The organism is Photobacterium sanguinicancri (genome assembly GCF_002265265.1).
Lineage (GTDB): Bacteria > Pseudomonadota > Gammaproteobacteria > Enterobacterales > Vibrionaceae > Photobacterium > Photobacterium sanguinicancri.
Map to the genome: position 1 here is coordinate 1 of NZ_NOIF01000141.1, position 13,866 is coordinate 13,866.

The 13,866-nt window shown below is 41.6% G+C and carries 11 protein-coding genes; 7 read left to right on the forward strand and 4 right to left on the reverse strand.

The genetic code is table 11. The annotated features are described in order from the left end of the window. The first annotated feature begins 70 nt into the window (after nt 1–70). From ASV53_RS17620 to ASV53_RS17645, 6 genes are all read left to right on the forward strand, one after another. A complete protein-coding gene (locus ASV53_RS17620; RefSeq protein WP_062689367.1) occupies nt 71–262 on the forward strand; it encodes a hypothetical protein in 192 nt (63 codons plus the stop codon). Nucleotides 263–579: 317 nt separating this feature from the next. Next, on the forward strand, nt 580–861 hold the full coding sequence (locus ASV53_RS17625) for an HlyU family transcriptional regulator (RefSeq protein WP_094958056.1): 282 nt from the start codon (nt 580–582) through the stop codon (nt 859–861). Between the two features lie 483 nt (nt 862–1,344). Continuing rightward, complete coding sequence (pntA, locus tag ASV53_RS17630; RefSeq protein WP_062689372.1) at nt 1,345–2,901, forward strand: Re/Si-specific NAD(P)(+) transhydrogenase subunit alpha; 1,557 nt, start codon at nt 1,345–1,347, stop codon at nt 2,899–2,901. A 10-nt stretch (nt 2,902–2,911) separates the two neighbouring features. Continuing rightward, nucleotides 2,912–4,288, forward strand: coding sequence for a Re/Si-specific NAD(P)(+) transhydrogenase subunit beta (pntB, locus tag ASV53_RS17635; protein WP_062689374.1), 1,377 nt, complete (start codon nt 2,912–2,914; stop codon nt 4,286–4,288). A 291-nt stretch (nt 4,289–4,579) separates the two neighbouring features. Continuing rightward, the gene (locus ASV53_RS17640; protein WP_094958049.1) at nt 4,580–5,047 is read left to right on the forward strand and encodes a hypothetical protein; all 468 of its coding nucleotides are present in this window, start codon (nt 4,580–4,582) and stop codon (nt 5,045–5,047) included. A gap of 248 nt (nt 5,048–5,295) precedes the next feature. Then, nucleotides 5,296–5,922, forward strand: a complete 627-nt coding sequence (locus tag ASV53_RS17645) for a class I SAM-dependent methyltransferase (protein ID WP_094958050.1) — start codon at nt 5,296–5,298, stop codon at nt 5,920–5,922. Between the two features lie 96 nt (nt 5,923–6,018). On the opposite strand, the gene ASV53_RS17650 is transcribed toward ASV53_RS17645, so the two are convergent. From ASV53_RS17650 to ASV53_RS17660, 3 genes are all read right to left on the reverse strand, one after another. Continuing rightward, complete coding sequence (locus ASV53_RS17650; RefSeq protein ID WP_094958051.1) at nt 6,019–6,534, reverse strand: NUDIX hydrolase; 516 nt, start codon at nt 6,532–6,534, stop codon at nt 6,019–6,021. Between the two features lie 237 nt (nt 6,535–6,771). Then, nucleotides 6,772–7,998, reverse strand: coding sequence for a sodium/glutamate symporter (gene gltS / locus ASV53_RS17655; protein ID WP_094958052.1), 1,227 nt, complete (start codon nt 7,996–7,998; stop codon nt 6,772–6,774). 344 nt (nt 7,999–8,342) lie between these two features. Further along, entirely contained in the window at nt 8,343–9,395 is a 1,053-nt protein-coding gene (locus tag ASV53_RS17660; RefSeq protein ID WP_094958053.1) for a GGDEF domain-containing protein, read from the reverse strand. Nucleotides 9,396–9,829: 434 nt separating this feature from the next. On the opposite strand from ASV53_RS17660, the gene galE reads away from it, so the two are divergent. Further along, the gene (galE, locus tag ASV53_RS17665) at nt 9,830–10,846 is read left to right on the forward strand and encodes a UDP-glucose 4-epimerase GalE (protein ID WP_094958054.1); all 1,017 of its coding nucleotides are present in this window, start codon (nt 9,830–9,832) and stop codon (nt 10,844–10,846) included. A gap of 92 nt (nt 10,847–10,938) precedes the next feature. On the opposite strand, the gene ASV53_RS17670 is transcribed toward galE, so the two are convergent. Beyond that, nucleotides 10,939–13,581 (reverse strand): molybdopterin-dependent oxidoreductase, encoded by a 2,643-nt coding sequence (locus tag ASV53_RS17670; RefSeq protein ID WP_094958055.1) that lies wholly within the window; start codon nt 13,579–13,581, stop codon nt 10,939–10,941. Between the last annotated feature and the right edge of the window lie 285 nt (nt 13,582–13,866).

Sequence of the window (13,866 nt, forward strand, 5' to 3'; positions counted from 1 at the left end):
CATTTTTGGAACGAAAAATAAGCGGCTATTATTACCGCAGTTCAAAATTAAACCATAAGTAGAGGCAATCATGGCACAGGCACTTAACTTCGATACCATTGCTCCAGCAAGCACTGAAACTAAGAAAGCCTATGCGTTAGATATCAAAGGATTGATTGCACACGCATTAGACGTTCTTTTTGGCGGCTCTAAGTCACCTAAACAATATAATGTATCGGATCTTCCGGTACACCTACAAAAAGACATCGGCATGTATCGCTAGTCGATAACTGTAGTTATTAATAAATTCTAAACGCCAGCTCTGATGCTGGCGTTTTTCATTTCTGAAGCCTTCACAACTCTCTTTACGCTCTGTTTTATTCATACCTTGTTGTTTTCCTCACTCGTTATTCACGATAAATCGAAGTTGATTGACTTTACTTCATACCTTTGTTGCTATTCTACATTGTTCTTTTTTGTCTAAATTGCGCTCAAGGCAATGCTTCACAAGGGTTTTTTTCTATATTTTAACCTTGGTTTAATTTTTCTTCTGTACTCTGTGGCATTATCAATAGATAGGCTTTTTAGGAGATGAATAACGTGGGTTTTCTGTCAAAACTATTTGGCTTCAATAAAGAAGAAAAAACGCCTGTGGCTGCTGAGCCGATTGAGCATAATGGGTATCAAATTTACCCTGAACCGATTGCTGAAGGCGGGCAGTTCCGTATTGCCGGCCGTATTTGTAAAACCATCGACGGCGAGTTAAAAACGCACACATTCATTCGTTCTGATTTGTTAGGTTCAAAGCAAGATGCAGAGACCTTCATGCTAGATAAAGCGAGAATGTTCATCGATCAAAATGGTGACCGCATGTTTAATTAGCATCGTTTGCTCCTTGTATGCTCATATTACTGTATGCAGCGGTGGGAGTAGTCGTAGTTAATAAACATGGGTAAATATAATAGTTTCTTGGTTTGAGGATCATGGAGTACTACTGATCGCTGATGGTGCTGCATGATCATCAAGTTTGAAATGGTGGCTGATCTTTCTATGTGATTAATAGCTAGCCAACGTTTTAAACAGACATTTTTAATACGAAGTGTGGTCTTTTTAGCCTGATTTCTTGCTTATGACGTGTTTATTAGTCATTTATGTAATTACTTATAGCTAAATGCCCGTTTTATAACGTGGTTTGACCTCTGTCCTGATGTTAAAAGTGTTATTTAATTTCATTAGTCAGCGACATTTGATGTAAATTATCGGCTATTGTTGGGTTTTTTTGTGTTTTTCTTACAAAGTACTTGATATTACGTTGTTGGTTGGATACAAGATCATTACATTAATGCCAATGTTCAGGGAATAATAATGCAGATTGGTGTGCCAAAAGAAATACTCGCGCACGAAACGCGAGTGGCTGCTACGCCTAAAACGGTTGAGCAGTTATTAAAAATGGGGTTCAGTGTTGCGATTGAAAGTAATGCTGGTGTCTTGGCTAGTTTTGACGATGCGGCTTTTGAAGCGGCGGGTGCAACTATCGTTTCAACCGAGGATGTGTGGCAATCAGATTTAATTCTGAAAGTTAACGCACCACAGGTTAATGACGAAACTGGCGTCGATGAATTTGAATTGATAAAAGAAGGCGCAAGCCTTGTTAGCTTTATTTGGCCTGCTCAGAACCAAGAATTGCTAGAAAAGCTATCAACTAAAAACATCAATATCATGGCGATGGACTCTGTACCGCGTATTTCGCGTGCGCAAGCACTTGATGCGTTGAGTTCTATGGCAAATATCGCGGGTTACCGTGCTGTTGTTGAAGCGGCTCATGAGTTTGGTCGTTTCTTTACGGGCCAAATCACAGCTGCTGGTAAGGTTCCACCTGCGAAAGTATTAGTTGCTGGTGCGGGTGTTGCTGGCCTAGCGGCTATCGGTGCTGCTGGTAGCCTTGGTGCTATTGTTCGTTCTTTTGATGTGCGTCCTGAGGTTAAGGAACAAGTTGAAAGTATGGGTGCTGTTTTCCTTGAAGTCGATTTCAAAGAAGACACCAGTACTGGCGATGGTTACGCAAAAGAAATGTCCGATGAATTCAACAAAGCAGCCGAGCGTTTATACGCAGAGCAAGCAAAAGACGTTGATATTATCATTACGACAGCATTGATCCCTGGCCGTCCTGCGCCTAAATTGATCACCAAAGAAATGGTTGATTCAATGAAAGCGGGTAGCGTGATTGTCGATTTGGCAGCGGCTAACGGCGGTAACTGTGCATACACTGAAGCTAACAAAGTGATTACGACGCCAAACGGTGTGAAAATCATTGGTTACACCGATATGGTAGGTCGTTTGCCGACTCAATCATCTCAGTTGTACGGTACAAACCTTGTTAACTTGCTCAAACTGCTTTGTAAAGAGAAAGACGGTAACATCAACATCGATTTTGATGATGAAGTGCTACGCGGTCTTACTGTGATCAAAGACGGTGAGATCACTTGGCCAGCGCCACCAATCAAAGTATCGGCTGCGCCTCAAAAACCAGCTCCAGAAGTTAAACCTAAAGTTAAAGCTGAAGAAAAACCGACTTCTCCTGTGAAGAAATATGGTTTGATGGCAGCAGGTTTAGCGGCATTCGGTTGGATTGCAAATTATGCTCCTGCTGAATTCCTTGCTCACTTTACGGTATTCGTTCTGGCATGTGTTGTTGGCTATTACGTGGTATGGAATGTATCTCATGCATTGCACACTCCGCTAATGTCGGTAACAAATGCTATTTCAGGCATCATCATTATTGGTGCGGTATTGCAGATAGGTCAGGGGATAGGTGTTGTCACCTTCTTGGCGTTTATTGCTGTTTTAATTGCAAGTATCAATATTTTTGGTGGCTTTATGGTGACCAGACGCATGCTTGAAATGTTCCGTAAAGATAAATAAGGAGTAACACATGTCTGCAGGAATCGTACAAGCGGCATACCTTGTTGCTGCGGTACTATTTATCATGTCTCTTGCGGGGCTTTCCAAGCAAGAAACAGCACGCGCAGGTAACTACTATGGCATCGCGGGTATGGGGATTGCGCTTCTAGCAACAATCTTTGGTCCTGATGCGCAAGGTACTAGCTGGATCATCTTAGCGATGGTTATCGGTGGTGGTATCGGTATGCACCTTGCTAAGAAAGTTGAAATGACTGAAATGCCTGAACTGGTTGCTATTCTACATAGCTTCGTTGGTTTAGCGGCAGTGCTAGTTGGTTTCAATACTTACATTGATCATGGCGAGCTAACAGGCGCACTATTGAACATCCACCTTGTGGAAGTCTTCCTTGGTGTATTCATTGGTGCTGTAACCTTCACGGGTTCAATCGTTGCGTTTGGTAAACTGCGCGGCATTATTGATTCTAAGTCTTTAATGCTTCCTCATCGCCATAAGCTAAATCTTGCGGCGTTAGTCGTTTCTTTCCTTCTTATGCTTTACTTCGTGAACGTAGAAGGTTCGACATTTGCACTGATTGTTGTAACGCTTATTGCTTTTGCATTTGGTTATCACTTAGTAGCATCAATCGGTGGCGCAGATATGCCAGTGGTTGTTTCTATGCTTAACTCATACTCTGGTTGGGCAGCAGCGGCAGCGGGCTTCATGCTAGCCAATGACCTATTGATCGTGACAGGTGCATTGGTTGGTTCTTCTGGTGCCATTCTGTCTTACATCATGTGTAAAGCGATGAACCGTTCGTTTATCAGCGTTATTGCGGGTGGTTTTGGTACTGAAGTTGTTGTTTCTTCTTCTGACGAAGAGCAAGGTGAGCACCGTGAAGCATCAGCGGAAGAAGTTGCTGAAATGCTGAAAGATGCGAAATCAGTCGTGATTACTCCAGGGTACGGTATGGCAGTAGCGCAAGCTCAATACCCAGTACACGAGATCACTGATAAGTTACGTGCTCAAGGCGTGAATGTTCGCTTTGGTATTCACCCTGTAGCGGGTCGTTTACCTGGCCACATGAACGTACTGTTAGCGGAAGCAAAAGTACCATACGACATCGTATTAGAGATGGATGAGATTAATGATGATCTATCTGATACCGATGTAGTTTTGGTTATTGGCGCGAATGACACAGTTAACCCTGCTGCAATGGAAGACCCAAACAGCCCAATCGCAGGTATGCCTGTACTGGAAGTTTGGAATGCGAAACACGTAATTGTGTTTAAGCGTTCTATGAATACAGGTTACGCGGGTGTTCAAAACCCACTGTTCTTTAAAGAGAACACGCAGATGCTATTTGGTGATGCGAAAGCAAGTGTTGATGATATTTCAAAATTCTTGTAATCGTTAATTCCATATAGGAAAGAGCATTTTAGCTGCTCTGTAATCGGCCACAGTATGTAGATACTGTGGCCGTTTTTATTTCCTTTCTTTGTCGCTGTCCTATCACCAACTGAGGTATTCATATCGGATTCATAGCATGTCCTCTAAACTGTATTGATACTCTTGATATTAAAGCTAAGAGTTATTACCATAACTCGCATAAAAGATCTGATCCTTTATTTTGACTTATTAAAGAAACAGAGCTTGAGAAAATGGTCGTAAATCCATCAATAGTAGGAATAAGGCAGCATTATGAAAATGATAAAGTTACCTCTTTGTATCTTCATTTTTATATCGTTGTCGGGATGTGTTCAAACCTTAGAAAGTCGAGGTCGTTTATACAAACCACAGGCGAGTATCATTTCGATATTCGAGATTAAAAATGTCACTAATCCGTATAAAAAGGCATTAGATTGCACATACAGCGTTGTCGGTGACTCTAGAGCAATCAGCCGTTCTGCAGATTGGCGCCAAGATGAAGATCAAAAATTTTCTTTAACTTATAACGTTAAGACGATGGGCGGAGTATATGGTTTGTTTAGAGAAGATTGGACAGTCTTTGTTTATGTAAGAAGTAACCGTTTAATTTTACGATACACTAAGCAATCAAATTTATCTGCTAATACTTTTGATAACACACACTTTGTTTACAAGGATGAAGTTGAAGCGGTTAATCACTCATCCCTAAAGTTTTACCAATGCGTCAGTGGAAGAATATAGTACTGACCTAAAGCAATAACTGATTGACTTATTTATTCTATCTTACCAATAGGTTTTATTAAGCTGGTACAGGGCTATTAACGTTTAGTCATGGTTAGTCAATCGCCATATTGTACTACGTGGTTACTAGTACCACTCAAATGATAATGTGAATCACTTCTTACTTATAATATGCACTCATTGTCATTGTCTCTTTTTAGGCAGATGCTCAAGGAAGACAAATCAATGTGCATACAGGAATAGTGATCATGAGTAATAAGTGGGAAGCCTTTGCAAAGGATTTTGAACAAAGCAATAACTACGTGGTGGGCATTAAAGATATTAACCTGGTTAAATCTGAATTGAGTTTATTGGCAGACCTTGGCAGTGTTTTAGAGCTTGGTTGTGGTAACGGTACCTATACCGAATGTTTTTTAGATTCCGCCACAACGATTACAGCGACGGATATATCTGATCAAATGGTCACCATTACTTTCGACAGGTTTGCTCAACAAGATCATGTTAACGTTGAAGTGGCAGATTGTTTTAAATTACAGTATGCCGATGCATCATTCGATACGGTTTTCATGGCGAACTTATTGCATGTTATCCCGAGCCCAGAACAGGCATTAGCTGAATGTTTTAGAGTACTCAAGGCAGGGGGCCGGCTTATTGTACTTAGCTTTACCTTACATGGTATGACTTGGCTAAATCAGTTAATGCTAAAATATCGCTATAGTCGAAAATATGGCACAAAATCCACATCCTCAATCACTCTTACGCCGCAGTTAGCAATCGAAATGATTCAACCGCTAGGTTTTAAAGTATCCTCGAGTTGCCTAATGGGCGCGAATGTCAAAGCGGTATACCTTCGTGCTGAGAAGGTAGATAAATAGGGTATTGAAAAGAAGCCTTTCGCGAATTCAAAAGGCTTTAGACTCTATATTTTGCCTCAGTCTAGTGGCCATTTTTATCGTTTTGAGCCTTGGGTTTTATAACAAGCCCGCCAGCTTAGCTTTCATATAGGTTGCAATCGTTTTTGCATCTTGAATGGTATTGTTCGCGATCAGTGATTCAAACTTTTCAATACTCATGGTCGTGACTTCGATGATCTCATCATCATCAAGTTCGCCGTGAGTTGTTTGTAGATCTTTAGCTAGAAAAATATGCTGAACTTCATCGCAAAAACCGGGTACGGGTAATAATTGCCCGAGATTCACCCAGCTCTTAGCTGCTAATTGGGTTTCCTCTGCTAATTCACGGTGGGCGCAAACTTCTATTTGCTCACTATCTTCAAGTGTTCCTGCTGGGAATTCTAAAATCCATTGTTTAATGGCGGGACGGTATTGGTTGACAAGAACTAAGTCACCACTTTCTGTAATAGGAATAATGATGACTGCGCCAGGGTGTTTTACGGTAGTGAAACGTATGACTCGGCCATCAGGCAACGTTTGGCCCTCCTCTTCGACAGAAAAGCATTTCCATTGGCAAAGTGTTGTTGTTTTCATTATGTACTCCTAGCAAAACTATGGTTGGCAACGATAGGTCATTATACCAAGGTCAATAATGCCAATCCCATCAATTAGCAAATCATTCTTGCTGGTTAAAGTCACTGATAACTGTGTTATAGATTTTGTAGGTAGAACAACTCGCTAACTAGCATGAATGATTTGAAAGTAAGAGTAGGGCTGACGCTTAGCTTTTGTTAGCGTCAGCCCGTTATTGGCAGTGTGAAAGTTGGGGTATTAAGAAATAAATCCGATAAAGTAAGGAATGATTAAGGCGTTAGCCAAATCGATAAAGAAAGCACAAACCAGAGGCACGATGATAAAGGCTTGGTGGGAGTTACCATATTTTTGAGCAACCGCTGACATATTTGCCATTGCCGTCGGTGTCGACCCAAGAGATATACCGCCAAACCCCGCACAAACCACTGCTGCATCATAGGTTTTTCCCATTAATGGGAAGATAACAAAGATGGCGATACAAACCGCGACAATGAACTGTGCGCCAAGAATAACAAAGATAGGGCCAGCTAAATCAATTAACGCCCATAATTGCATGCTCATCAGTGACATTGCTAGGAATGCACCCAAGGCAATATCTGCTATCAAGGCAACCGCGGGTTTACGCGAAGGCCAACGCGTACCTGTTAGGCGAGGATAGGAGGCTGGTACAAGGTTTGAGATTAGAATACCGGCAAACAAACAAGTAACAAAAAGAGGCAATTCTAAGCCAGCTGATGCAACCGCTTTGTTTAGGATTGCGCCTAAGATAATACAAATGTGGATAGCTAACACAGCATCAAGAAAATCATAAGCGTTGATCTTAGGTTGTGGCTCAGACTGTTTGGTACCTATGTCCATTTCCTCATCTTTCGATGGGGTTAAATTATGTTTGTTGATCAGATACTTTGCGATTGGTCCCCCCATAATGCTGGCGAGAATTAATCCAAATGTTGCGCTGGCAATACCGATTTCCATTGCGGTATCTAAATCAAAGGCTTCACCAATTTTTGGTGCCCAGGCGATAGCTGTGCCGTGACCTCCAATCAATGAGACTGTACCGCTTAATAAACCAAATGCCGCAGGTTGGTTGAGTAAGGTCGCGATACCAATGCCTGTGATGTTTTGAATGAGCATATAGCCGATTGTAATAGAAAGCAGGATGATGAGTGGCTTGCCGCCCTTGAATAAATCAGTAAGGCTGGCGTTAATACCGATAGTGGTGAAAAAGTACACCAGTAACAAATCACGAGCAGCTAGCTCGAATTGCACATCAATATTAGTGGCATAGTGCAAAATGGCAAAAGTGATGGAAATTAAAATACCGCCTGATACTGGCTCGGGAATACTGAACTCACGCAGCCAATAACTCGCTTGGGTTAAGCGCCGACCAACAAAAAGCACAATAATGCCAAGTGTCACCGCCAAGAAAGATTCGATGTGGAGTACACCGTCGATATAGTTCATTACTCCTCCTGAGAAATGGGTATCCAGTTTATTAATATATGTTAGTGATTGCCTATCAAATTATCCTAGCGGGGTTATGGAACGACATCCACTAGAGTCAGCTAAAGTTTCTATAATCATTAAAAACTGATGTTAATGTCTCATTTAGGAGGGGGATTGTGGAAATTATCCTGAAGATAAATCTTATACCAATCTAACTAAGTGGCTGTTCGTTCTTGTCGGTTAAAATCTTCCGAACACTTACTTACCCAGATTGGTATTAGATCATTGCTGTTTGCTGGGGGCGCTAGTCATTGTGATGCCATAAAGCGAGTACGCATCATGCCATGCGTACCTAGGTAACTTTACTCGCTTACTACGATTTGGTTTTTGCCCCAACTTTTAGCTCGAAGTAGGGCGCTGTCTGCTTTTATATAGTCGTAGCAGAACTCTTGGTATTCGACTTGTGTTAAGCCTATGCTGATGGTGACCTGTAATTTTTCACCAGAATCGAGTTCTAAAGACCAACTAGATAGTACCTCGTTTAACCGAGAGGCCAGCTCTTCTGCCTGCTTAATATCAGTTTCTGGTAGTAATAAGCAAAACTCATCCCCTCCAATACGGGCGATATGATCACTTTGACGGCAATGCTCTTGCAAGCACTTAGCTATCATCATTAGAACCTTATCACCTGCTTTTAAACCAAAACGGTCATTGATTTCTTTGAGGTTGTCGATGTCGATCAGTGCGAGTGAAAAGGCACGTAAATAGCGTTTACTTCTCACAGCTTCACTTTGGTAAATCGGTATTAGGCCTTGGCGGTTATGTAAGCCAGTTAAAAAGTCGGTTGAAGCGGTTTTTTTCACTAACTCAATGGCTTCATTTCGGTGGCGTGCAAGTAAATATGCAAGGATCAGTACAATTGAGTAGGCGCTAATATTTTGCAGAGCTTCGGGTATTTGAATATGTTTCTCAGCCATCGACTCGACACTTAGCACCATATAAAGAACGCCAAATAGAGAGCTATACCACCAAGCCATTTTTGTGCTCAAGGAAAAAAAACAAAGTAGCGGAATAGTCAGTCCGATAGTATGACAAATGTCATTATTACCTTGGATCATAAAGCCAAGTGCGCATGCTGTAGTGGTGAAAAATATAAGCACCCATACCAGTAAATAAGGGTTAATATTTTTTCGGTTAACGCACATTAATACGTAGCAGAGTAACGCGCCTGTTAGTGCTGATAAGGTGAAAGCACTATTCACATCAGACACAAAGTAGCTAAAAGCAATAATGGTGCAGATGATCCCTGAAGCGGGGAAAAGAACGGTGAGTTGCTTTTGTAGGGTCTGCTTACTTAATTCTATGTACGCAAAATTAGGGGATTTAAGCTGATTGCTCTTGATAGAAACTGACATATATCTCTAACTTCCATGTAACTACGTGAATGAAACTCTTCTCATCATGTGAAGAGTGTCACTAGAATAAGCAGCAAATTGTGCGATGTCCAATATTTATATGAAATAAGTAGACTAAATTGATTTAGCGTAAGAATGGATTCAATCATCTATTGAGTCAATGGTAATTTCTGAATTGTAGTTTGTGTGGTCATTAGATAGTCATTAATACTTTAGGGGTATATGTGTAGTGATGGCGTTAGCAGTTAAGCGTTGGAGTTTATGATCTATTCACTCTTAGCTTATGATGTAAATTTATGAAACTTGCGACTCATGATTATAAAATCAGCATAAAGCGCCTTACATTTTTATAAGTATTTAAAAATAGCGTACAATAATGAAAGTATTTTTTGTCTTAGTTTCAAAGAACAGGCAGCGTAATCAAGGAGAACGCTATGCGCGTATTAGTTACTGGTGGTATGGGTTACATAGGTAGCCATACATGTGTACAGATGATTGAAGCGGGAATGACCCCAATCATTTTAGATAACTTATACAATAGTAAGTCATCAGTACTGGATCGTATTGAAGCATTGACCAATGTACGTCCTGCTTTTTATCAAGGTGACATTCGTGATCGTATGTTTCTTGATGCTGTATTCAAAGAAAATGATGTAGAAGCTGTAATTCACTTTGCTGGCTTAAAAGCGGTCGGTGAGTCTGTAGAAAAACCATTGGAATATTACGATAACAATGTTCATGGCAGCTTAGTTTTGGTTGAAGCGATGCGTGCTGCGGGTGTGAATAGCTTGATTTTCTCATCGTCAGCAACGGTATATGGTGATCCTGCCTCTGTGCCTATTACTGAAGATTTCCCTACTAGCGCAACGAATCCATATGGCCGTAGTAAGCTAATGGTGGAAGAGTGCTTAACGGATATTCAGCATGCTTACCCTGAAATGAGCATTACGTTACTTCGCTACTTCAACCCAGTAGGTTCGCATAAGTCGGGCACTATGGGCGAAGATCCACAAGGTATTCCAAATAACTTGATGCCATTTATTTCTCAAGTTGCTGTTGGTCGTCGTGAATCTTTAGCGGTATTTGGTAATGATTACCCGACAGTTGATGGTACGGGTGTACGTGATTATATCCACGTTGTCGATTTAGCCGATGGTCACCTTGCTGCGTTAAACTACAAAGGTAAAGACGCGGGTTTGCATATTTACAACCTAGGTACGGGTAATGGTAGTAGCGTGCTAGAAATGGTCGATGCTTTTGCCAATGCATCGGGTGTTGAAGTGAAATACCACATTGCTGACCGTCGTCCTGGTGATATTGCTGAGTGTTGGGCTGATCCTGCTAAAGCGAAAGCTGAATTGCATTGGGAAGCAAAACACACAGTAGAAGATATGACAGCGGATACATGGCGCTGGCAGTCAACTAACCCGAGTGGTTACCCTGACGCATAAATGGTTAATAGCCATTGCGTTGGTGAAAATCTTAATTAATAAAAAAGCAGCCAAGGCTGCTTTTTTAATTTCAATGAAACATCCTAGCCGTATTATTTGGCATCTTTCGCGTTAGCTTCAAGAAACGCCATGACTTCTTCTCGCTCTATTGGATTTAAACCCGCACGTGGGAACATACTTTTGGTAATGCCATGCCATTGTGTTTTTGTATATTGTTTTGGATCTTTGGCTGAATGACACATAGTACAGCGCTGATAAAATAATTCTTCACCAACGCTTTGCTGAGTGCTTGCTGAGCTTTCATTCGCTAAGGTTGTCGTGACTGTAGCGATATTAATATCTGCTTTTTGCGTTAAGACTTGAGGTGGCTCAAATGCTAAGTTTGAAGATTCAGGATCACGGCAGCGTTGAATGTAGGCTAAGCAAGTATTGGCGCTGGTAGCTTGACTCAAATCACTCGAGGCTTGGCTTGATGTCAATACATTGATTGAACCACCATTACAACGTCCTTGGCTATCAAATTGCACCCATGCTCCTTCTTCCAAACTTATCACGCCTGGCATGATCTGATCAGACACTTTTGCGCCAGCGATTACTCGGCCACGCTCATTGAATATTTCAACCAATTGCCCCGAACGTATACCGCGTTTTTGAGCATCAAGATCATTAATTAATACATATTGGCGACCTTGTACATTTTCATGCTTTCGAACATCGGAATTAGCTAATTGCGAGTGAACGCGCATATAAGGGTGCGGGCTAACCACATGCACTTGGTTGGATTTTGCATTGCCTAAATATTCGAACGGTTCTAAAAATGTCGGCATTGGCGGACAATCTTTGACCTCGAAATTGGCAATGTCTTGGCAGTAAAGTTCGATTTTTCCTGATGTCGTATGGAGCGGGAAGTTATCAGGATCTTGATAAAAATCGCCATGCCTTACCCATTGATTTGCTTCTTGCGGAACAGGTAATAATGCGACACCTGTTTGCCAGAAATCATTGAAGGGCAGTGTGGCAGACGAGGCTTTATAGGCACGCTTTAAAATCTCATCGAATGATAAACCATCGGTGAATTTGTCTTCAACGTTAAAGAGTTCAGCGAGCTTACGGAAGATCTCGAAATCATCAAGGCTTTCACCGTAAGGCTGAATCACTTGGCGCATGGCATAAATTTTATCGTTGCTGTAAGTGCCTCCAGATGAAAGATCATTACGCTCCAAGGTGCTGGTTGCTGGCAGCACAATATCGGCATAACGTGATGATGCACACCACCATGGATCTTGGCAGACGAAAGTTTCAACTTTTTGGTTAAGCGCAGCGATTAGCTCATTGGTATCTTGCTGGTGTGATAGCAAATTGTTACCTGCGTTATACACCATTTTTATGTCCGGATAGGTATATTCAATACCATCTCGCGTAAACTTTTTACCAGGGTTCATTAGCATTTCGGAAATACGTGATGCTGGGCAGGTCGCATTGACTGGATTTTTCCCTTGCGATAAACCAATCGGAAGTGCTTTACCTGATTGTGGCATACCGCCATTACCGTAATGCCAGCTAAAGCCAACACCTTCACCGGGTTTACCTATCTTGCCTAACATTGCTGCAAAGTTAATGATTGCCCAGTGGGTCATCTCACCGTGATTCGCGCGTTGTAATGACCAGCCTGCGGCAAACTGAGTTTTACTTGTTGCAAACTTTTCTGCCATTGCTCGAATATTTTCGACTGATATTCCCGTTATCTTTTCTGCCCACTCTGGCGATTTAATGATGCCATCGTCTTTTCCCATGAGATGGTCGATGTACTTATCGGCACCCACGGTGTAGCGATCGAGATAAGCACTATTATGAAGGCCGGTAGCGTAAACATGCTGCGCCATGGCTAGAAATAGTGCGGTATCAGTATTGGGAACAATCTTTACCCATTCGGCATTGAGTTCGTCGTCAGTTCGTGTTCGTTGTGGGTTAATTGAAATGAACTTTATGCCTTTATCTGCAAACTGCTTCCAATGCGCATACATTTGGTGGTCAGCTACGCGGAATTCTATACGGTTGTTTTTCCAAGGGTCACAGCCAATAAGTACAAAAGTCTCTGTATGTTCTTCAATAATAGGCCATGCTGTTTGCGGTGAATAGACCTCCATATCACCAATGACATGGGGCAAGATCACTTGGGATGCACCGCCAGAATAATCACCTGTTGTTGTACTTTGACCACCGATTAAATTGAAAAACCGTCCTTGTAATACCTGAGGTCTCATTAAGCCTGCGTGTGACCAGCCACCGTAAGAACTACTGAAAATGGCTTCATTACTATGGTTTGTTGCTGTGGTTTGAATCGCATCTGCAACCAGAGAAAGCGCGGTTTCCCAGCTAACACGAACAAAAGGTTCTTTACCGCGTAAATGCGGCTTGTTGTCACCTTTAGGATCTGCAAGATAAGACGCTCGTACCATAGGATACTTAACGCGAGTCTTGTCATAAACGCGACTAATCAAGCCTTCCGTCAACATTTCAGTCGGCATTGCATCTAACTCTTTGCGGGGTTGAATACCGATAAGTACCCCCGATTTTACGATGGCATTAAAAGGTCCCCAATGGCTAGCATGTGGGATCACTTCGATATCTTCATCATCAAAAAGTTTTGAGGCAGGGTAAACCATCAAGCCACCGCCTGCGGTAACAGCCGTAGCAATGGATGTTTTTAAAAAAGTGCGTCGAGAAATAGCCATCTTACATTCCGTATTATCTGGTGCTTATCACTACTTAATGAGCTGATAAATAAAGCAATGGCTACATCATAAACCCTAAAAGAGGTATTTTAAATGCCTCTTTTAGGTGTGAGAATTGGAAAATGAAGTAATTTGATGTTTTTCCGCTTTTTAGCGACTAATAGTAGTGTTTTTAACGGTGTTGTCAGCATATTTTAGAAGGGAGTAAAATTTAAAAGAATGATTTCATTTTTGATTGGTGTGGATGATAAATAGACATAAACACTAATGAGTTATTATTTGTAC